Origin of the sequence: Pantoea sp. JZ29 (genome assembly GCF_035190385.1) — a bacterium.
GTDB lineage: Bacteria > Pseudomonadota > Gammaproteobacteria > Enterobacterales > Enterobacteriaceae > Pantoea > Pantoea stewartii.
The window spans coordinates 3,926,241-3,947,059 of sequence record NZ_CP045241.1 but is presented as its reverse complement, the minus strand read 5'-3'; the positions used below and the strand labels follow the sequence as shown (position 1 = coordinate 3,947,059).

The window sequence follows — 20,819 nt, the reverse complement described above, 5'->3', positions numbered from 1 at the left end:
CGCGTAATTCACTGAACGAAACGAATTTAAGGGAAATTTGAAATGGCAGCTAAAGACGTAAAATTCGGTAATGACGCACGCGTAAAAATGTTGCGTGGCGTAAACGTACTGGCAGATGCAGTAAAAGTTACCCTGGGTCCTAAAGGCCGTAACGTAGTTCTGGATAAATCTTTTGGTGCACCGACCATCACGAAAGATGGCGTTTCTGTTGCGCGTGAAATCGAGCTGGAAGACAAGTTCGAAAACATGGGTGCGCAGATGGTGAAAGAAGTTGCCTCTAAAGCCAACGATGCGGCGGGCGACGGTACCACCACGGCAACCGTACTGGCGCAGTCCATCATCACCGAAGGCCTGAAGGCCGTTGCGGCAGGCATGAACCCGATGGATCTGAAGCGCGGTATCGACCAGGCGGTTGTTAGTGCAGTTGAAGAACTGAAAAAACTGTCTGTGCCTTGCTCAGACTCTAAAGCGATTGCGCAGGTGGGTACCATCTCTGCAAACTCTGATGAAACCGTCGGTACCCTGATCGCACAGGCGATGGAAAAAGTGGGTAAAGAGGGCGTTATCACCGTTGAAGAAGGCACCGGTCTGCAAGACGAGCTGGACGTGGTTGAAGGTATGCAGTTCGACCGCGGTTACCTGTCTCCGTACTTCATCAACAAGCCAGAAACAGGCGCAGTAGAACTGGAATCCCCGTTCATCCTGCTGGCTGACAAGAAAATTTCTAACATTCGCGAAATGCTGCCAGTGCTGGAAGCTGTTGCGAAAGCAGGCAAACCGCTGCTGATCATCGCGGAAGACGTAGAAGGCGAAGCGCTGGCTACTCTGGTGGTGAACACCATGCGTGGTATCGTGAAAGTGGCTGCGGTTAAAGCACCTGGCTTCGGCGATCGTCGTAAAGCGATGCTGCAGGATATCGCTATCCTGACTGGCGGTACCGTTATCTCTGAAGAGATCGGTATGGAGCTGGAAAAAGCTGCGCTGGAAGATCTGGGTCAGGCGAAGCGTGTGGTTATCAACAAAGACACCACCACTATCATCGATGGCGTGGGTGAAGAAAGCACCATCCAGGGCCGCGTTACCCAGATTCGTCAGCAGATCGAAGAAGCGACCTCTGACTACGACAAAGAAAAACTGCAGGAGCGTGTGGCTAAACTGGCAGGCGGCGTAGCCGTACTGAAAGTAGGCGCAGCGACTGAAGTTGAAATGAAAGAGAAGAAAGCGCGCGTTGAAGATGCCCTGCACGCAACCCGTGCTGCGGTTGAGGAAGGCGTGGTTGCTGGTGGTGGTGTGGCGCTGGTTCGTGTGGCAGCACAGCTGTCAGAACTGCGTGGCCAGAACGAAGACCAGAACGTGGGTATCAAAGTTGCGCTGCGCGCAATGGAAGCTCCGCTGCGTCAAATCGTTTCTAACGCCGGTGAAGAGCCTTCTGTTGTTGCCAACAACGTGAAAGCGGGCGACGGTAACTACGGTTACAACGCGCAGACTGAAGAATACGGCAACATGATCGACTTCGGTATTCTGGACCCAACCAAAGTGACCCGTTCTGCACTGCAGTACGCGGCGTCGGTTGCTGGCCTGATGATCACCACCGAATGTATGGTCACTGACCTGCCGAAAAGCGATGCGCCAGATTTAGGTGCAGGCGCTGGCGGTATGGGTGGCATGGGCGGAATGGGCGGCATGATGTAATTGCCCCCTGACCCTTGCGTCACAGGAACCCCCGATCGGAAACGGTCGGGGGTTTTTCTTTTGCTGAGGAAAAGGTATAAGTAGTGGCGCAACGGTTACGTTGGCACGGATTAGGGCAATGAATGTGCAGAAAAAATGCGTGTTTTTCTGCTACGCTGCCATCCGACTCTGATGATAATAAATGGGGATTATAATGCGGATTAACCTCTTGCTCGGTCTGACGGCTGGCGCGTTATTGCTTGCGGGCTGCAGCAGCTCAACCGAACTCTCTTCTGCAGGTCAGCGCGTCACCTTTACCGATCAGCAGCCTGGCAAACAGTGTCAGCTTCTGGGCACCCTGACCGGCTCACAAAGTAACTGGTTAAGCGGAGCCGGTGGTGAAACCAGCGCACTGCGTGGTGCGGCTAACGATCTGCGTAACCGTGCAGCAGAAATGGGCGGTAACGTGATTTACGGTGCGACCAGCCCGACACAAAACCTGCTTTCAGCGTTTGCACCACTCGACAGTAAAATGACCGGCCAGGTTTATAAGTGCCCTAACTGATCGGGCAATGAACTGGCAAGATTTCTGAGACGACCGGCCCGCGTGCCGGTCGTTTTTTTATGCGTGGATGAAATGTAAGAGGCTGTATTTGCTTGAAGTGCAACCGTTCCGCGAGGCTTTGCTTCAGTGCCGAAACAGGGCTTGTCGGGGCCGGATTATTCCTGCCGAAGTTGCAGATCCAGGGGGGTTTTACTGGGCTCACCCCCGATTTCGCGCGCCAGCTTCGGTACCAGATAACCGGAGACCAAAGGCAGCAGATCGCGCATCAGGGCACGCGCGTCCTGATCCGAAACATAGAAATGCGCCGCGCCCTGCACTTTATCCAGTACGTGCAGGTAGTAGGGCAGAATGCCCGCATCAAACAGTGCGTTGCTCAATGCCGCAAGGCATTGCGCCCGATCGTTCACGCCGCGCAGCAACACGCTCTGATTGAGTAGCGTTACGCCAGCGCGCTTAAGGCGCGTCATGGCGTCGCAGAGGGCGTCATCGATCTCGTTGGCATGATTGATGTGGGTGACCATCAGAACCTGCAGGCGCGTTTCCGCCAGCGTCTGACAGAGCGCCTGCGTAATGCGCGCAGGGATCACCACCGGCAGTCGGCTGTGAATGCGTAACCGTTTCAGATGGGGAATGGCAGCCAGCGCCTCAATCAGCCAGGCGAGCTCATGATCTTTCGCCATTAACGGATCGCCGCCAGAAAAGATGATCTCATCCAGTTCAGGGTGATCGGCAATATAATCAAGCGCTGCCTGCCAGTTACGCTTATTGCCCTGATTATCCTGATAAGGAAAATGACGGCGGAAGCAGTAACGGCAATTCACGGCGCAGCCACCTTTGACCAGCAGCAGGGCCCGGTTTTGGTATTTGTGCAGTAATCCCGGCACCACGCTGTTTTGCTCATCTAACGGATCGGTGCTATAACCTGGCGCTTCAATGAATTCCTGGCGGCTGGTCAATACCTGAAGCAAAAGGGGATCCTGCGCATCGCCTTTTTTCATCCGCTGGATAAATGCGCGCGGCACGCGCAGGGCAAAAAGCCGACGTGCATCGCTGCCAGCAGCCAGATCCGGAAGATGATCGAGCGCTAAAAGTTGCAGTAATTCATGAGGATCAGTGACAACATCAGCAAGTTGCTGCAACCAATCTTCTCTGGAAGGGGAATTTAGGGTTACAATGTGTGCCATTTTTTTGGCTATTACCAGTTAATATCTACAGAGGGCCTTTATGGCGACTTATCTTAGCAACGATTTCCGTACCGGTCTTAAAATCATGTTCGAAGGCGAGCCTTATGCCATCGAATCAAGCGAATTTGTTAAGCCGGGTAAAGGTCAGGCGTTTGCACGTGTAAAAATGCGTCGTCTGCTGACCGGTTCACGCGTTGAGAAAACCTTCAAATCAACCGATTCTGCCGAAGGCGCAGACGTGAAGGATATGACGCTGCAGTACTCTTACAACGACGGCGATTTCTACTACTTCATGCACCCGGAAAGCTTTGAGCAGTACCAGGTTGAAGCTAAAGTGCTGGATGAAGTACAGAAGTGGTTGCAGGACAATGCGGAGTGTATCGTAACCTTGTGGAACGATAAACCGATTGCAGTTCAGCCACCGAACTTTATCGAAGCGGAAGTGATTGAAACTGACCCAGGCCTGAAAGGCGATACCGCGGGTACAGGCGGCAAGCCTGCCACGCTGTCTACCGGCGCCGTCATTAAAGTGCCTTTATTCGTTCAGATTGGCGAGGTGGTGAAAGTGGACACCCGCTCTGGCGAATACGTTTCACGCGTAAAATAATCCTGAGAGGCGCATCCTGTGATGCGCCTTTTTTATGTGAGTTTCAACAATGAAAAAACTGGCAAAACTTATCGCGATGGCGTTGCTGGTCTCTTCTGGACTGAGCGCCTGTAATACCTTTCACGGTTTTGGCGAGGATGTCTCTCACCTGGGTGGGGCTATTTCTCGCGCCGCGAAGTAACACGGCAGAATTTCCTTTTTTCAGCGGGTTAGGCTCGCAGCGTGGCGTAATCGGTCTATGCTTTAAAAGCTGTACTTTTAATGCAACGTAAAAAAGGAACTGGCTTATGTTAAAGAAAAGTATTGTTGCGATTTTTTCTGTGGTGATGTTATCAGCATTGTTGTCAGGCTGTAATACCACGCGTGGCGTTGGCGAAGACGTTGAAGCAGGCGGTCAGGCGATTCAACGTAGCGCGCAGTAAGCTCCAAAAACCGGTACGAACGTCTTTCGTACCGGCTTTATTTTCTCTTCTATCCCTGTTTAACCCAAATCAACTCATCCACCGGGAAACCGGCCTGACGTGCCTGCTGTACCAGTTTTTGCTTCACGTCGTTGTCCAGCTGTGGCGTGCGGGACAGAATCCATAAATAGTGGCGGTTAGGTCCGCAGACCAGCGCATAGCGGTAGTCGGGATCCAGCGCAATAACGTTATAGCCACCGTAAAAGGGGCCAAAGAAAGAAACTTTGAGCGCGGCGCGTTGTTTGTCGCCGGTAAAGTAAGCTTTGCCCACGCTCTCCTGCCAGCGCTGCTTTTTCGGGTTATAGCCGCGGTTAACCACCTTGAGGCCGCCGTCTTCCCGAGGACTGTAGTTTGCCGTCACCTGTTCAAGACCGCGTTCAAAGCCGTGATTCAGCCGGGCAATCTCATACCATTGACCGAGATAACGCTCACTGTCGAAGTGTTCAACGACGGTAACATTCTTCGGCGGTGTGGTTGAGCAGGCAACGGACAAGAAGGTACTCAGGCTGGCGACCAGTGTTTTCCATGGAGACATAAAAAGATTCCTTTGTTATTTAACCTGTTAATTATAGGACCCGGCCAGTTTATTGGACAGTTTTGCGCCATGATTGTCTGGCACCGCCATTGCGAGTAGACTTCCCACCCTTATTTGTATCAGGAGTCATCACCATGAGTGAAACGGCAAGCTGGCAACCGGGCGCGTCCATTGCCAATTTAATTAAACGCGCAGGCATTGTGGCTGAAGTGCGTCGTTTCTTTGCCGATCGTGGCGTACTTGAAGTGGATACGCCAGCCATGAGTCAGGCGACCGTCACCGATATCCATCTGGTGCCTTTCCAGACGCGGTTTGTCGGCCCCGGCATGTCCGACGGATGCGACCTCTGGCTGATGACCAGCCCGGAATACCATATGAAACGCCTGCTGGCAGCCGGTAGCGGGCCGATTTATCAGATGGGACGTTGTTTCCGCAATGAAGAGGCCGGACGGCATCACAATCCTGAATTCACCATGCTGGAGTGGTATCGCCCCCATTATGATATGTACCGGCTGATGAACGAAGTGGACGATTTGCTTCAGCAGGTGCTGGAGTGCGACAGCGCGGAATCCCTCTCATATCAGCAGGCGTTTATTCGTCATCTTGATCTGGACCCGCTTTCTGCGGATAAAACGCAATTGCGGGAGGCCGCAGAAAAGCTGGGTGAGGGCGAGCTGGCGAATCGGGAAGAGGATCGCGATACCTTGCTGATGCTGCTGTTTATGTTGGGCGTGGAACCCAAAATTGGTCAGGATAAGCCCTGTTTTGTCTATCACTTTCCGGCCAGCCAGGCGGCACTGGCGGAGATCAGCACAGAAGACCATCGCGTTGCCGAACGCTTTGAGGTTTATTACAAGGGCATTGAACTGGCGAACGGCTTCCGTGAACTGACGGACAGCCGTGAACAGCGTCAGCGTTTTGAACAGGATAATCGCCGCCGTGCAGCACGCGGGCTGCCGCAGCACCCGATTGATCATTACCTGCTGGCGGCGCTGGAACATGGCATGCCAGCCTGTTCAGGCGTAGCGCTGGGCATAGATCGGTTGATTATGCTGGCACTGAAGGCCGACTCGCTGAGTGAGGTTATCGCCTTTCCGGTAGACCGCTGCTAGTCAAGGCTTCGCGCCAGCTTACGCTGAGAAGCCTACTGACCTGAGCCAGAAACAGACAAGGCCGCGCATTGCGCGGCCTTGTCTGTTTTTTCCGCGGGCGTTCCCGTCAAAATGTTTTGCCTACTGACTGTTGTCCGGAAACTCCTGAATCGTCACCGGCAGGGTCAGCTTCTTATCATTACGCAGCACCTGGACATCAATCACTGAGCCGGGACGGATTTCGGCAACCTGGTCCATGGTTTCCTGTGCCGATATAGCCGGTTTTCCGTTCACACTCAGCAACACATCGTTAGGCTCAATACCGGCTTTATCTGCCGGGCCGCCGGGCGTAACGACGCTGACGATAATCCCCTGAACTCTGTCCAGACTGTTTCCCTGACCGTGCAGCGGGGGCACTTCGCGCCCTGTGATACCGATGTAGCCACGTATAACCCGGCCATCGCGAATCAGCTTATCCATGATTTTCGACGCAAGTGCGGTGGGAATGGCAAAACCGATTCCCTCGGGCGTTTCACCGTCGCTGCTTTTGTCGAAGGTCAGGGTGTTAATTCCCATCAGCTCGCCCAGCGAATTGATTAACGCGCCACCGGAGTTGCCCTGGTTAATGGAGGCATCGGTCTGCAGGAAATTCTGGCGGCCTGACGAGCTCAGTCCGACCCGACCCGTTGCGCTGATAATGCCCTGCGTGACCGTTTGCCCAAGGTTATAGGGGTTACCAATGGCCATCACGACATCGCCAATGTGTGCGACACGTTTGGGATTAATGGGGATCACCGGCAGATTCGGCGCGGTGATTTTCAGCACCGCTAAATCGGTCATCGCATCCGACCCAACCAGCGTCGCCTCAAAGAAGCGGCCATCCTGCAGGGCGACGATGATTTGATCGGCATTATTAATGACGTGCTTGTTGGTCAGAATATAGCCTTTGGCATTCATGATCACGCCGGAACCCAGCGTGGTGATACCACGGTTATTGTTCCCTTGCGTACTGCGGTTATAAACGTTGACCACGGCAGGCACAGCGCGGCGCACCCCTTGATTGAAGCCAAAGGGCGTTTCATCGTTACTGTCATTTTGACTATAGAGGGCAGCACCGCCCAAACGCAGTGCGGGCAACGCTGCGAGCAAGATGCCCGCAACAATCAGTCCCAACACCACTGAACGCAAAAGTTTAAGAAACATGGTGTTAAATCACGTCAGGGGAGAACGTTGGGGAGAATACCATGCGCGGGGCGGACACACACGTGCTTGTGTCCGCCAATATGCGTGGTTTATCTCAATAACAGATAGATGCTTTCCTGACCGCGCACGACATTCAGCGCCAGCACAGGTGGTTTGGCTTCCAGCACCTTGCGCATTTCGGCAATATTCTGGACGCGCGTGCGGTTAACGCCAATGATGACATCATCTTTTTGCAGGCCCACTTGTTCAGCCGGCGTGCCTTTTTCGATGCCGTCAATCTTCACGCCTTTATCACCGGTTTTCGTCTGACCATCGCTCAGCGTGGCACCCTGAAGAGCCGGTGACAGCAGTTGTGCGCTGGCGGTTGTCTGAGCACTCTGCTCAAGAGTGACCTCAACGCTGACGGGTTTGCCTTCACGCAGCAGGCCCAGCTTCACTTTCTCGCCGGGTGCCGTGGTGCCGATTTTTACGCGTAACTCAGCAAAACTTGTGATGGGTTTATCATTCACAGAAACAATGATATCTCCCGACTTAATACCGGCTTTCTGTGCCGCCGACTGCGGCAGAACTTCAGACACGAAAGCACCGCGCTGGGCATCGACGTTAAACGCCTTGGCCATATCCGCCGTCATTTCCGTGCCTTTAATGCCAAGCTGACCGCGTTTCACTTCGCCATACTTAATCAACTGATCGGCCAGGTTGATTGCCATATCGCTTGGAATCGCAAAGCCAATGCCGATATTACCGCCGCTCGAGGCGAGGATGGCGGTGTTAATACCAATCAGTTCGCCGTTTAAATTCACCAGCGCACCGCCGGAGTTACCGCGGTTGATGGCGGCATCCGTCTGGATAAAGTTCTCCAGCCCCTCAAGATTCAGTCCGCTGCGGCCCAGTGCCGAAATAATCCCGGAGGTAGCCGTCTGGCCCAGCCCAAAGGGATTACCAATAGCGACGGCAAAATCGCCCACCTTAAGTTGGTCGGAATCCGCGACTTTAATCTGCGTCAGGTTCTTAGCGCCCTGGATCTGAATCAGGGCAATATCCGTTTGTTCATCGTGACCGATGAGTTTGGCGTCATATTCACTGCCGTCGCCCAACTGGACATTGATTTTATCGGCGCCGTTGACCACGTGGTTGTTCGTTAACACGTAGCCCTTCGCGGCGTCGATAATGACGCCGGAACCCAGTCCTTCAAACGGTTGCGGCTGAGACTGACCGCCGCCAGGCAGTTGGCCAAAGAAACGCTTTAAGGGTTCAGGAATATCCTGGGCCTGTGAATCCGACTGCGTGCCTTCAACATGCACACTGACCACGGCAGGTAACACTTTTTCCAGCATCGGTGCCAGGCTGGGCAGTGGCTGCCCCTGAATCTGTGCAGGTAGCGTCGCCATTGCGCCGGGCGCAGCGGCAAGACTCATTCCAATACTCAAGGCTAACGCGCTTAACAGTCGTGCTTGTTTTTTCATTGCTACAACGCTCTCGCTGCAAAAAGTGGGGGGGAATAAATCAGTGAGACAGCCGTTTGCGGCCGGGGTTCGCAAAAACAGCGGGCACAGCGTGGCTGTGCCCGATGCGCTTAGTCGCGCACGGCGCGTTCACCGCGCAGTAAACCGGAAGCGCCTTCTGAGTAATCGCGTGGCATCTGAACCGGTGCCTGATCGTTATCGGCTTCCGCTTCGGTCAGTTGCCAGGCAAAGGGATTTTTGTCGCCAGGCATGTTTGGCAGCAGGTCATTAGATCCTTTCGCCATATGCTGGTAAAGCTGACGGTAATCGCGTGCCATGTTGTCAAGCAGCTCGGCGCTTTGCGCAAAGTGGTTGGTCAGCTCTTCACGATAATCAGCCAGTTCGGCTTTCGTTTTATCCAGCTCATACTGCATGCTGCGCTGCTCGCGCAGTTTCCTGTTGCCAAAACGCATAGCTACTGCGCCGACAATGATACCTACCACTAAACCAATTAGCCCGTATTCCCAGGTCATAATGACTCCCGTGTTATTTCCGTTGTTCCGTAGGGCGTTGCACCACTTAATAATAGTCACTATACCCGTTAATCTTATGGATGTGGAACTCTGGAGCGCCATGCCTTAGTGTAGAGCGGCCTTTTTTTCGACAAACGATGTGTGAATAAGACAACATTCAGGGACACTGAGCGAACCATGCAAACCTCATCTCCGCTTGCCCGCTATGAGCAGGCGCTATCGCAGGGCGATTTTAAGCCCGACGATGTACAACGTGAAGCGATCACCCGCTTAGATGCTATCCAGCAAGGGCTCATCGCCCGCCAGCAGACGACTGAACCTGCCTCGCAGGGGTTGTTTGGTCGTCTGTCGAAGCTGATGGGTAAAGAGAAATCCCAGGTCAAAACGCCGGTACGTGGCTTGTATATGTGGGGCGGCGTGGGGCGCGGGAAAACCTGGGTCATGGATCTGTTTTTTCAGTCTATTCCTGGCAACCGCAAGCTGCGCTTACACTTTCACCGCTTTATGCTGCGCGTGCACGAAGAGCTGACCGAACTGCAGGGGCACAGCGATCCGCTGCTGATCATCGCCGATCGCTTCAAAGCCGAAACCGATATTTTGTGCTTTGACGAATTTTTTGTGTCCGATATTACGGATGCCATGTTGCTGGGCACGTTAATGGAAGCGTTGTTCGAACGGGGCATCAGCCTGGTCGCCACCTCGAATATTCCGCCCGATAACCTCTATAAAAACGGTTTACAGCGCGCGCGTTTCCTGCCGGCCATTGAGCAGATCAAGCAACATTGTGACGTCATGAACGTTGATGCGGGCATTGATTACCGTCTGCGCACGCTGACGTCGGCGCATCTGTGGAAGTTTCCTTTAGGGCCAGAAACCTACGCCGAGATGGACCGCATGTTCCAGGCGCTGTCAGGGGAAAAACGCGACAGCGCACCGGTGCTGGAGATCAACCATCGCAAAATGCCCACGCTGGGTGTCAGTGAAGGCGTGGTGGCAATCGACTTCAAAACCCTGTGTGGGGAAGGGCGCAGCCAGCACGATTACATCGAACTGTCGCGCCGCTTTCACAGCGTGCTGCTGTTTGATGTGCCGGTCATGATTTATAAAACGGAAGATCAGGCGCGGCGTTTTCTGGCGCTGGTGGATGAGTTTTACGAGCGCCATGTCAAACTGGTCGTCGCCGCGGAAACCTCGTTGTTCGAAATTTATCAGGGCACGCGCCTGAAATTTGAATACCAGCGCTGCCTGTCGCGTTTGCAGGAAATGCAGAGCGAAGAGTATCTGCGGCTGGCGCATTTACCCTGAGATTCCGGGTAATAAATGAAAATAGAGTTCGATTTTTGTAATCGACTTCTCTATAATCTTGCGACCCCACGTTACGGCACTGGATTTTTTTCCCAAATCCTCTGCGCGCCGGTAACGCTATCCGAAGGGGTGGCTTGCTGGTCAAAATGGTCGTGTGAGCCTCATTCGTTTACTTAAGCGTTTGGGATTTCACCAACGTGTAACTTAATTTGGGTAAGCTTTTCGATGAAAACTTTTACAGCTAAACCAGAAACCGTCCAACGTGACTGGTATGTTGTTGACGCAACTGGCAAAACCTTGGGTCGCCTGGCGACTGAACTGGCACGCCGTCTGCGTGGTAAGCATAAAGCGGAATACACTCCGCACGTTGATACAGGTGATTACATCATCGTTCTGAACGCTGAGAAAGTTGCTGTCACCGGCAACAAGCGTTCTGACAAGATTTACTATCACCACACTGGTCACATCGGTGGTATCAAACAGGCGACCTTTGAAGAGATGATTGCTCGCCGTCCTGAGCGCGTGATTGAGATCGCGGTTAAAGGCATGCTGCCGAAGGGCCCGCTGGGTCGTGCTATGTACCGTAAACTGAAAGTTTACGCAGGTAACGAGCACAACCATGCGGCACAGCAACCGCAAGTTCTTGACATTTAATCGGGATTAAAGGCAATGGCTGAAACTCAAAACTACGGCACTGGTCGCCGCAAAAGCTCATCCGCACGCGTCTTCATCAAGCCGGGTAGCGGTAACATCGTCATCAACCAACGCTCTCTGGAGCAGTATTTCGGTCGTGAGACTGCACGCATGGTCGTGCGTCAGCCTCTGGAACTGGTTGATATGGTTGGCAAACTGGACCTGTACATCACCGTTAAAGGTGGTGGTATCTCTGGTCAGGCAGGCGCGATCCGTCACGGTATCACCCGCGCTCTGATGGAGTATGATGAGTCACTGCGTGGCGAACTGCGTAAAGCAGGCTTCGTTACTCGCGATGCTCGTCAGGTTGAACGTAAGAAAGTCGGCCTGCGTAAAGCACGTCGTCGTCCTCAGTTCTCCAAACGTTAATTGTTGCTGCTTCGGCAGTCACAGTTGGCACAAAAAACCCGCTTCGGCGGGTTTTTTGCTTTTCATGCCAGGCGGCGCAGTCACAGAAAACAACAATGCTGTTCGCATTTTACCCGCAAAAATGCATTCCCCGCCCACAAGCTGCCTAAAATCTGGTAAACTCCCTGTCACTTTGCGCCCGCAAGCTGGCGCGTTATGCGCCTGGCATCAGTCGGGAGTGGTTAGCGCGGATTGCGAGCGAGTTCTATGAGCAGGTGAGTCGCCGTGTGGTTGGCCATTCGCAGTAACTTTTTGTGAACAAACTGGGAGGTTTTCATGGCTGTCGCTGCCAACAAACGTTCGGTAATGACGCTGTTTTCTGGTCCTACTGACATTTTTAGCCATCAGGTGCGTATTGTGCTGGCCGAGAAAGGTGTCAGCGTAGAGATCGAGCAGGTCGAAATGGATAACCTGCCGCAGGATCTGATTGACCTCAATCCGTACCGTACTGTGCCGACGCTGGTGGATCGCGAACTGACACTGTATGAATCACGCATCATCATGGAATACCTTGATGAGCGTTTCCCACACCCGCCTTTGATGCCGGTTTATCCGGTTGCGCGTGGCGAAAGCCGTTTGATGATGCACCGTATCGAGCAAGACTGGTACAGCCTGATGAGAAAGGTCGAGAACAGCAGCGGTCAGGAAGCCGAAGCGGCGCGTAAGCAGCTGCGTGAAGAGTTACTGGCGATTGCCCCCCTGTTTGGACGTTCACCTTTCTTTATGAGCGACGAGTTCAGCCTGGTTGACTGCTACCTGGCACCGCTGCTGTGGCGCTTACCGTCAATGGGCATCGATCTGCTGGGATCGGGCTCAAAAGAGCTGAAAGGCTATATGAACCGCGTATTTGAACGTGACTCCTTCCTTGCTTCACTGACTGAAGCTGAACGTGAAATGCGCCTGCAAGCCCGGGGCTGATTTATGGAAATGTCGCAACTTACGGCCCGTCGCCCCTATTTGCTGCGGGCTTTTTATGACTGGCTCCTGGATAACCAGCTGACGCCGCATCTGGTGGTCGATATCAACCTGCCGGGCGTTCAGGTTCCGCTGGAATATGCCCGGGACGGTCAGATTGTCCTCAACATTGCGCCGCGCGCTGTAGGCAATCTTGAGCTGGGTAACGAGGAAGTCTCGTTTAATGCCCGCTTTGGTGGCGTGCCGCGCCAGGTGAACGTGCCGATGGCGGCCATTCTGGCCATCTATGCGCGTGAAAACGGTGCGGGGACCATGTTTGAGCCTGAACCGGCTTATGAAGGGGCATCCCAGACGTTCCCGGAAAATCAGGAAGAGACGGTCATGTCAGTGATTGATGGCGATCGCCCTGACGATGCCAGCGATGACGACAACTCACCTGATGACGATCCGCCACCGCGCGGCGGTCGTCCCGCACTGCGTGTGGTGAAATAACTCAGAATGCCTGTCAGCCGACAGGCATTTTTTTTGATCGTCAGAATGATGAGCGAAAAAAATCCGGGCGCACAGCGTACCCGGATTTTTGCTTTCTGCGGCTGAGATTAGTACACGTCGCGCAGGTAGCGTTTTTCTTTCTTCAACTGATCGATGTAGTCCGCCGCGCGCTCGCTGGACAGACCACCAAACTGGCGTACGATTTCATACAGCGCATTATCCACGTCTTTCGCCATGCGTGAGGCATCACCACAGACGTAGAAATACCCACCTTCCTGCAACCAGGCGTACAGTTCTGCGCCCTGTTCCAGCATGCGGTTTTGCACGTAGACCTTTTTGTCCTGGTCGCGTGAGAACGCCAGATCGAGACGCGTCAGCAAACCGCTCTCATGCCAGGCCGTCAGTTCTTCACGGTAAATGAAGTCATGCTCCTGATGCTGATCGCCAAAGAACAGCCAGTTTTTGCCTTGCGCACCGGTCACCTGACGTTCCTGCAGGAACGCACGGAAAGGGGCGATGCCGGTACCCGGGCCGACCATGATCATGGGCGCATTGCCGTTGGCCGGAACCCGGAAGGATTTATTCGGCGAGATAAAGATCGCCGGCTTTTCGCCACGACGCACGCGCTCGGCCAGGTAGGTTGAACAGACTCCGCTACGGTTGCGGCCGCCACTGTGATAGCGCACAGCCGCAATCGTCAGGTGAACCTGGTTAGGATGCGCTTTGGAACTGGACGAAATGGAGTAGGCACGGTGCTGCAGCGGACGCAGCAGGGCGACGAACTCAGGCACGCTCAGGCTGCGGGTCAGCTCAAGTTGCAGCAGGTCCAGCGTATCTTTGCCCCACAGCCAGACACCCAGGGCATCTTTATCATCGTGCTGAAGTACGTGACGCAGTTCCTGGTTCGTGGTGTTCTGTCCAACCCACTCAATCAGCTTGCGTGAAGGCTCAGAAATTTCAAACTGGTAGGTCAGCAGATCGCCAAGACTTCTGTCGAAGCCGGGGACGGGCGTCTGATAATCGGCGTTCAGTTGTGTCAGCAGCAGGCTGACCAGCGACGGTTCGTTCACCGGGATCACACCCAGCGCATCGCCCGCTTCGTACTTCAGACCGCTGTCAGTCAGATCAAATTCGAAATGGCGAATGTCTTTCGCAGACTGCTCACTCGACAGGCGCTTGTTGGTGATGAGGGCTGCGGCATAGGGATTAGATTTGTTGCTGCCGGGGATGACCGGGGCTTCCGGTGCGCTCTCCAGAACCGTGCCGCTGCTGCCTGCGCTGCTGGCGAACTGTGGCATCGTGCTGTTCAGCCATGCATGCGAAGGCTCTTCATAATCAATATCGCAGTCAATACGATCAACAACACGTTTGGCACCGAGCTGTTCCAGGCGCATATCCAGGAATTTACCGGCCTGGCAGAAACCGTCATAGCCGGTGTCGCCGATAGCCAGAACGGCAAAGTGCATCTGCTCCAGACGCGGTGCGGTACTGGCGGAGATGGCGTCCCAGAATAGCTGGGCATTGTCCGGCATTTCACCTTCACCGTAGGTCGAGGTGACGATCAGCACGTGGCGCATTGTGGCAAACACGTCGAGATCCACATCGCCCAGCGCCTGAACGACAGGCACCAGGCCTTTAGCACGGGCAGATTTGGCCGCAGACTGGGCCAGAGCTTCAGCGTTACCGGTCTGCGAACCATAAAGAATGTGCAGTTGGGTCGTTGCAGCGGCGGCGTTGCCCGCGGCAGGTTGCTGTTTGTCTTCTAACACCAGCAAACGGGAGTGCAGGCCAGCCAGAAAGCCCGCCAGCCAGTATTTCTGATCACCATTGAAAGGTGCATCTTCAGGAATGTATGGAATTTTCATGGATACCTTTACTCAATCCCGCTCTTAACCGTCATGTTTCGCACCGCCGTGAGTGTGGCGAAACCCGTCCTTTCAGCGGCCGTCTGCCACAGAGAGGCTCGGGATTGACCTCCGCCCGGTACCGCGAAACCCTCCGGGTAATCATGATTAAACACAGTTCAGTTTACAGACGCGGCTGTCAGGCCAGTTTCCCTACCGCCGCCGCAATTTCAGGTAATGCCGCACGTGCAAACAACTCTTCAAAATCAGGCAGACGACCAAGGATTTCACGGTTGCAGGCATCCTGATACATGATCCAGCCATAGGTGGCCAGGCTGTCCATGGAACGGATGTTGCGTTGCGTCAGTGCCGCTTTGTAATCGGACATGCGTTTTGAACCGATCAGGCTGGCTAATTCGCTGTCGCTGTAGTTCTCAATGGCTGCCCGCGCATGGCGCTGCAGTTTACTGACCAGCGAAAAGTCCTCTGTCATCAGTAAATTACGAACCGCTTTCTCGACCGCCGGATCCTCAACGTGGGTGCCTTTCGGTAACTTGCCGAGAGCCAGCTGCTGCGCGAAGCTCAATACGGTGTAGTTATTGAGCAATACAAACATCTCGACCGTATCTGTCGCGCCATAAGCCGGTACGGCACCGTCTGCAATGGTTTTGCCCTCACGCCACGCGGCTTTGAATTTTGCCACCTGATGCGCTGCCAGCGCGGTTGAGAGTTCTTCCAGCAAATCCTTACGGGATTTCGCCTTCAGGATTTCACCGCCATCCTGATACAGCAGCAGAGAGCGCGGCATTACATACACGAAGTGCTGACATTCGGTTTCCCAGTGCTCCAGCAGCCAGGCCGCACGTGGTGACTGCGTGGCGTCCAGATGCCAGTTCAGCATGGTCAGCACGGCCTGCTTATGAATCTGTGCCAGCTCATCGGCATCGGCAATGGAACCAAACAGAACGGAATCGCCCGCTGCATGGTTAGCCAGGGAGCCGTACGGATCGTACTGGTAAGCAAAGCCGCCGCTCATGCCGTTACCGAAGCCTTTACCAAAGGTGCCCAGGTTCAACACGGCACCGTTGGTCATGTATTCGCAACAGAAGTCACCGACGCCTTCCACTACCGCAGTGGCGCCAGAGTTACGCACTGCGAAGCGGTCACCGGCCTGGCCCTGCACGAACAGGCGGCCGCCCGTTGCGCCGAACAGAGCAAAGTTACCGATCAGGACGTTGCCATCGCTGTCCTGTGCGCCGCCGCCCGGTGATAACACCACCAGCTCGCCGCCGCACTGGCCTTTGCCCACGCCATCGTTGCAGGTGCCACGATGTTGCATCAGCATGCCATCATTGCAGAAGGCACCGAAGGACTGACCGGCTGAGCCGGTGGTCGTAATATGCACCGTGGCCGGCGCCAGATAGCGACGACCGCGATCGTCCTGCAGCACAGAGGGCATCGCCTGCAGTTGCTCTGCTGTCAGGGTATGATTCAGCATGCGCTCGATATCGATCGCCAACTGACCGCCCACGCTTTTATTGCGGTTGTTCAGGACGACATCGTGACCTAACTGCAGCGATGTCTTGCCCGCTGTCACCAGTTGCTGGTTGAGTTCTTCCACCCAGCCATCATCCAGCTCAAAATCTTTTTCCAGATAAACCGGCTTGTCGATTTTCAGCTCTGGCACCACGGTGAGCATGGCGCGCAGATCCAGCTTGCCGACTTCCAGCGGGTGATCCATCAAATGGAGCAGGTCAGCGCGCCCACGGGCCTCACGCAGCGAGCGCAGGCCCATACGCGCCAGTATTTCGCGGACTTCGTGCGCCACATTCAGGAAATACTGTGCGAGCTGACGCGGATCGCCATCAAAGGCTTCAGCATTCGTGGTTAACCCTGCGGGGCATTTGACGTTACAGTTCTTCGCCATCACGCATTTCAGCATCATCAGCGCAGTCGTACCGAATTCAAAGCTGTCACCGCCCAGCAGCGCGGATTTCACCACGTCGCTGCCCGTCTGCTGTGCACCTGAACAGCGCAGCAGGACTTTGTCGCGCAGGCCGTTCGCACACAGCGCCTGATGGACTTCGGCAATGCCGATTTCCGCGACACGACCGGTATATTTCAGACTGGTCACCGAGGCGGCGCCCGTACCGCCCGTGTTACCGGCGACGTTAATAACGTCAGCACCGGCTTTCGCTACGCCCACGGCAATGGTGCCAATCCCTTCAGAGGACACCAGCTTCACAATGACGCGAACACGCGCCGCTTTGCAGTCGTGAATCAGCTGGGCCAAATCTTCGATAGAGTAGGTGTCGTGGTGCGGTGGTGGCGAGACCAGCTCAACGCCCGGTGTGCCGCCACGTGCCGCCGCGATTTCGACGGTGACTTTCGCCGCAGGCAACTGGCCACCTTCGCCAGGTTTTGCACCCTGACCAATTTTGATCTCCAGCTCTTCCAGCATCGGATCGGCCAGGTACGCCGCCCAGACGCCGAAACGACCTGACGCCAGCTGCTTGATACGGGACGCACGGATAGTGCCATGACGGGAATAGTGCTCGCCGCCTTCCCCGCAGTTGCTCATGCCGCCGACCATGTTGGTGCCATGTGCGACAGCTTCATGTGCCGGAGCCACCAGCGCGCCGTGACTCATCGCCCCGGAGGCGAAAGTACGAGTGATTTCACAGGCAGGCTGAATTTCGCTTAACGGCAGTGAGGGCAGCGCAGTAAAAATGCGCGACAGATAGTCGGCAGCTTTACCTACGGCGGTGATTTTCAGGCCGCCTGCGACCACGTCCGCCGATTCGATTTCGTCACTGAAGCGGGCTTTCAGAGCCCGTGACAGATTCAGCAGACGTTCGCTTTCCGGCTTCAGCCCAGCGATGGCATCGGTCAGCCGCAGCATAAAGGTGTTCGGGCTGCCTTCGATGGCCTCGCATTCCAGGCCGCGAGTAGCAAATCCGTTGTTGGTCAGCGAATAACGGCCCAGTTTACGGCGGAATTCCGCTTCGCTGTCGATGTGCGTCAGATCGGCCGGGAAGGCCAGAATGTCACGCAGCGCAGCAGGGCGGCGTTTACGCTCTTCATACATCAGGCTGGAGAACTGACGGTAATCGGCTGTGATGGCAAAGTTATTCATCACGTCATCAGGAATGCGCTCAAAGCTGCTGTCCTTGAACGTGTCAGGCTTGATGCCAAACGCATTATCCAGACGGGCCAGCGTCATCAGACGAATGAAATTGTCCTCTTCGCGCGCTTTGTCCGCAAAGCGAATCGGCTCTTCCGTCATATCAATAAAGGTACGCACGGCAATGGTGCCGTAGGAGTGGCCTGCGCCCTCTGCGCGCTCTTTAAACAGCCCCAGTAATGGCACTTCTGATTCGCCCTGAATTTTCAGCGCGCTTTGATGCCAGTCCACTGCCATTTGCGCGATGGTGGCAAAGCCCGCGCCACCAACAGGCGTTTTGATATTCGGGAAATACTTCTTCAGTACCGGATCGTCAGTGTTAAGGAAGTTAGGTTCAAAGAACTCACCGCTACTGTAGCTTTCAACGGTACACAGGCCTACTTTACCCATGGTCTTCATCAGGGCCTTTTCGGCGGCTTTGGCATAGCGTTTAAAGGCTTTATTGCCTTCTTCACCTTCACCGAATTTCTCTTCGGCACGCATCTGTACGCCGAGCGGATAGACAGCAGAGGCACCAAAGCCCAGCGTCGCGGCAATGTGATGCGACGAGATAATCTGCCCACTCTCCACCACCAGGGACACGTCAAGACGTAATCCTTCCTGGACCAGGCGCTGGTTCACCGCAGAAACCACCAACAGCATGGGCAGGGCGGCATGGGTGGACGAGATGTGGCGGTCGGTCAGGACGGCGATCCCGCCCTGGGAACGCGCGAAATCCACGACCTGCTGAGCCAGATCGTCAATCGCCTTCTCCAGCGCAGTGGCGTTGGCCGTACGGCTGAGCAGGTCTTTGCCGGTGACAGGTTCGTACAACATGTCAAAACGGGCATAAGGTGCGACGTTCTGTTCGCGCAGCTGTAGCATGTCCAGGTGCGTCAGAATAGGCGTCGGCACAACAATCTGACGGCCTTTACTGCGCCCCAGGTGCGGTTTGGCTCCCAGTGCCACGCGCAGCGTCATACCGTCCGCTTCACGGATGGAGTCCAGCGGTGGGTTAGTGACCTGTGCAAAACGCTGCGAAAAGTAGTGCGCCATGCCGCCTTCGTGATCGGACAGACCATTGATCGCGTTGCCGTAACCCATAGCAGAGATTTTCTCGGCCCCGGTGTTCAGCATCGGGTCCATCATGAATTTGAAGCTTTCCTGGTTATAGTAGTAAGCCACAAAGCGCTGATAGGTTTTCAGATCGCCGCGATAGCGCAGAGGCGACCCTTGTTTCTCAGCAGGGATGACAGGCAACTCCTTGAGATCGACGCGAGATTTGCCGAGCAGTGCAGCGTAATCTTTTTCCGCAGCCAGCTTTTCCAGCGCTTCATGCGTGGTATAGCTGCGTTTTTCGCGATGATCAAAATAGAGCATGCCGCCGGCTTCGATACGACCACGGCGCAGTACGCTTTCCGGGGGAAAGGCAATCTGGCCGGCTTCCGACATGGCACCAATATACTCGGCGGTTTCTACCGAACGCAGTGGACGAAGACCCAGACGGTCAAGACGTGCGCCAATCACTTCCCCATTACCAAAGATCAACGCCGCAGGGCCGTCGTTCTTCTCTTCATAGAGTGAGAAATATTCCAGCATGTCACGCACCGCCGGAGAGAGCGCGGTGTCATTTTCCCATGCAGGTGGCATCATCGACACTACGGCGGTGATTAAGTCGAGATCGTCTTCCATCAGGCGGCTGTGAATGCTCTGGTCAAGACGGGAACTGTCTGACTGACCTTTCGGGCGAACGATAGTTTTTCCACGCGCAGAGGCCAGCGCGGATTCAGCAATCCGGTTTTTACGATCGGTATTCAGCTCACCGTTATGGGCCATTAACCGGAAAGGTTGCGCCATAGTGGTGTGCGGATCGGTATTGGTTGAGAAGCGGGTATGGAAAAACAGCCCACGGACCTGATGATCGGGATCGGTCAGATCTTTGAAATAAGGAATGACCTCATTGGAATTCAGACGGGCTTTGAATACCTGGGTACGGGACGAAAGCGACAGCGGATACAAACCGCCAAACTCACTTTTCGTAAAGGCCTCTGCCTCAATCGCCAGCAGGGCGCGATAAATCCGTTTTTCAAAATCGTTCTGGTGGCTGACATCCTGAGGCGCAGCAAAAATCCATTGCACGATGGGCAACTGAAACTGGACAGCGGCTGGACGCGTCACGCTGTTATCCAGCGGCATTTCGCGTTTCATGATCACCGTCAGATTAAAATGACGCAGCGTCTCTTCTACCAGGCGCTCCGCATTGGCACGCAGTTCAGCATCTTTAGGAACGAAGAAGTTACCCACGCCAAAGCGACCGGCTTCCAGCGCCTGACCGGTAATTTTACGGAAAAAGTGCAGTGAAAGATCGACGTTGACACCCGCGCCATCACCCACGCCTTCAGCGGACATGCCACCACGGTGCGGAACCGTGCAGAGTGCACTGTGCGCCATACGCAGAATGTCGTGGGTCTGCTCGCCGTCCTTACGGGTAATGAAACCTACACCACAGCTGTCACTTCCTGCTGCTGGGTTATATAAGCCATAGGATTCAGGTTTTTTAGTGGACATTGAGGGTCTCCTTAAACTGCTTTTGACATTACCTGCATTGTTTCAGGCACTGAGCTTTGTTAAACACTCTTCCCAGCGCGCATTCTTTTATTCCCGCGCCTGACAGCCTGCGCGATTTCGTTTTACGCACTTTTCA

The 20,819-nt window shown here is 54.7% G+C and carries 18 protein-coding genes; 11 read left to right on the top strand and 7 right to left on the bottom strand.

The genetic code is table 11. From position 1 onward, the window contains the following. The first annotated feature begins 42 nt into the window (after positions 1 to 42). A complete protein-coding gene (gene groL, locus GC090_RS18345) occupies positions 43 to 1,692 on the top strand; it encodes a chaperonin GroEL (protein ID WP_324020606.1) in 1,650 nt (549 codons plus the stop codon). 193 nt (positions 1,693 to 1,885) lie between these two features. After that, positions 1,886 to 2,236 carry a DUF4156 domain-containing protein gene (locus GC090_RS18340; RefSeq protein WP_006121711.1) on the top strand — a complete coding sequence of 117 codons (351 nt, stop codon included), beginning with the start codon at positions 1,886 to 1,888 and terminating at the stop codon, positions 2,234 to 2,236. Positions 2,237 to 2,391: 155 nt separating this feature from the next. Here the strand turns inward: GC090_RS18340 and epmB are convergent, their stop codons facing one another. Beyond that, positions 2,392 to 3,420 carry an EF-P beta-lysylation protein EpmB gene (gene epmB / locus GC090_RS18335; RefSeq protein WP_033739151.1) on the bottom strand — a complete coding sequence of 343 codons (1,029 nt, stop codon included), beginning with the start codon at positions 3,418 to 3,420 and terminating at the stop codon, positions 2,392 to 2,394. A gap of 40 nt (positions 3,421 to 3,460) precedes the next feature. On the opposite strand from epmB, the gene efp reads away from it, so the two are divergent. The 3 genes from efp to GC090_RS18320 all read left to right on the top strand — a co-directional run bounded on the left by efp (position 3,461) and on the right by GC090_RS18320 (position 4,449). Beyond that, positions 3,461 to 4,027 (top strand): elongation factor P, encoded by a 567-nt coding sequence (efp, locus tag GC090_RS18330; protein ID WP_006121713.1) that lies wholly within the window; start codon positions 3,461 to 3,463, stop codon positions 4,025 to 4,027. Between the two features lie 49 nt (positions 4,028 to 4,076). Then, complete coding sequence (locus GC090_RS18325; protein WP_110267950.1) at positions 4,077 to 4,208, top strand: entericidin A/B family lipoprotein; 132 nt, start codon at positions 4,077 to 4,079, stop codon at positions 4,206 to 4,208. 106 nt (positions 4,209 to 4,314) lie between these two features. After that, positions 4,315 to 4,449 (top strand): entericidin A/B family lipoprotein, encoded by a 135-nt coding sequence (locus GC090_RS18320; protein ID WP_006121715.1) that lies wholly within the window; start codon positions 4,315 to 4,317, stop codon positions 4,447 to 4,449. Between the two features lie 49 nt (positions 4,450 to 4,498). Here the strand turns inward: GC090_RS18320 and GC090_RS18315 are convergent, their stop codons facing one another. Next, complete coding sequence (locus tag GC090_RS18315) at positions 4,499 to 5,023, bottom strand: lipocalin family protein (protein ID WP_054634606.1); 525 nt, start codon at positions 5,021 to 5,023, stop codon at positions 4,499 to 4,501. A 134-nt stretch (positions 5,024 to 5,157) separates the two neighbouring features. Here GC090_RS18315 and epmA point away from each other — a divergent pair, with 134 nt between their 5' ends. Beyond that, the gene (gene epmA, locus GC090_RS18310; RefSeq protein ID WP_033739156.1) at positions 5,158 to 6,135 is read left to right on the top strand and encodes an elongation factor P--(R)-beta-lysine ligase; all 978 of its coding nucleotides are present in this window, start codon (positions 5,158 to 5,160) and stop codon (positions 6,133 to 6,135) included. A gap of 120 nt (positions 6,136 to 6,255) precedes the next feature. Here epmA and degS read toward each other — a convergent pair whose 3' ends face one another. The 3 genes from degS to zapG form a co-directional block, all read right to left on the bottom strand. Next, a complete protein-coding gene (degS, locus tag GC090_RS18305) occupies positions 6,256 to 7,317 on the bottom strand; it encodes an outer membrane-stress sensor serine endopeptidase DegS (protein WP_033739158.1) in 1,062 nt (353 codons plus the stop codon). Between the two features lie 89 nt (positions 7,318 to 7,406). Beyond that, the gene (gene degQ, locus GC090_RS18300) at positions 7,407 to 8,783 is read right to left on the bottom strand and encodes a serine endoprotease DegQ (RefSeq protein ID WP_039338905.1); all 1,377 of its coding nucleotides are present in this window, start codon (positions 8,781 to 8,783) and stop codon (positions 7,407 to 7,409) included. A gap of 110 nt (positions 8,784 to 8,893) precedes the next feature. Beyond that, entirely contained in the window at positions 8,894 to 9,295 is a 402-nt protein-coding gene (zapG, locus tag GC090_RS18295) for a Z-ring associated protein ZapG (protein ID WP_006121720.1), read from the bottom strand. 177 nt (positions 9,296 to 9,472) lie between these two features. On the opposite strand from zapG, the gene zapE reads away from it, so the two are divergent. The 5 genes from zapE (at position 9,473) to sspB (ending at position 13,108) form a co-directional block, all read left to right on the top strand. Further along, positions 9,473 to 10,600 carry a cell division protein ZapE gene (zapE, locus tag GC090_RS18290; protein ID WP_039338904.1) on the top strand — a complete coding sequence of 376 codons (1,128 nt, stop codon included), beginning with the start codon at positions 9,473 to 9,475 and terminating at the stop codon, positions 10,598 to 10,600. Between the two features lie 225 nt (positions 10,601 to 10,825). Continuing rightward, positions 10,826 to 11,254 carry a 50S ribosomal protein L13 gene (gene rplM / locus GC090_RS18285; protein WP_006121722.1) on the top strand — a complete coding sequence of 143 codons (429 nt, stop codon included), beginning with the start codon at positions 10,826 to 10,828 and terminating at the stop codon, positions 11,252 to 11,254. A gap of 15 nt (positions 11,255 to 11,269) precedes the next feature. Next, positions 11,270 to 11,662, top strand: a complete 393-nt coding sequence (rpsI, locus tag GC090_RS18280) for a 30S ribosomal protein S9 (protein ID WP_006121723.1) — start codon at positions 11,270 to 11,272, stop codon at positions 11,660 to 11,662. A gap of 315 nt (positions 11,663 to 11,977) precedes the next feature. After that, the gene (gene sspA / locus GC090_RS18275; RefSeq protein ID WP_033739161.1) at positions 11,978 to 12,619 is read left to right on the top strand and encodes a stringent starvation protein SspA; all 642 of its coding nucleotides are present in this window, start codon (positions 11,978 to 11,980) and stop codon (positions 12,617 to 12,619) included. 3 nt (positions 12,620 to 12,622) lie between these two features. Beyond that, entirely contained in the window at positions 12,623 to 13,108 is a 486-nt protein-coding gene (gene sspB / locus GC090_RS18270; RefSeq protein ID WP_058707932.1) for a ClpXP protease specificity-enhancing factor, read from the top strand. Between the two features lie 107 nt (positions 13,109 to 13,215). Here sspB and GC090_RS18265 read toward each other — a convergent pair whose 3' ends face one another. Then, on the bottom strand, positions 13,216 to 14,973 hold the full coding sequence (locus GC090_RS18265) for a sulfite reductase subunit alpha (protein ID WP_006121726.1): 1,758 nt from the start codon (positions 14,971 to 14,973) through the stop codon (positions 13,216 to 13,218). 178 nt (positions 14,974 to 15,151) lie between these two features. Further along, the gene (locus tag GC090_RS18260; protein WP_324020605.1) at positions 15,152 to 20,683 is read right to left on the bottom strand and encodes a glutamate synthase-related protein; all 5,532 of its coding nucleotides are present in this window, start codon (positions 20,681 to 20,683) and stop codon (positions 15,152 to 15,154) included. Positions 20,684 to 20,819 lie beyond the last annotated feature (136 nt).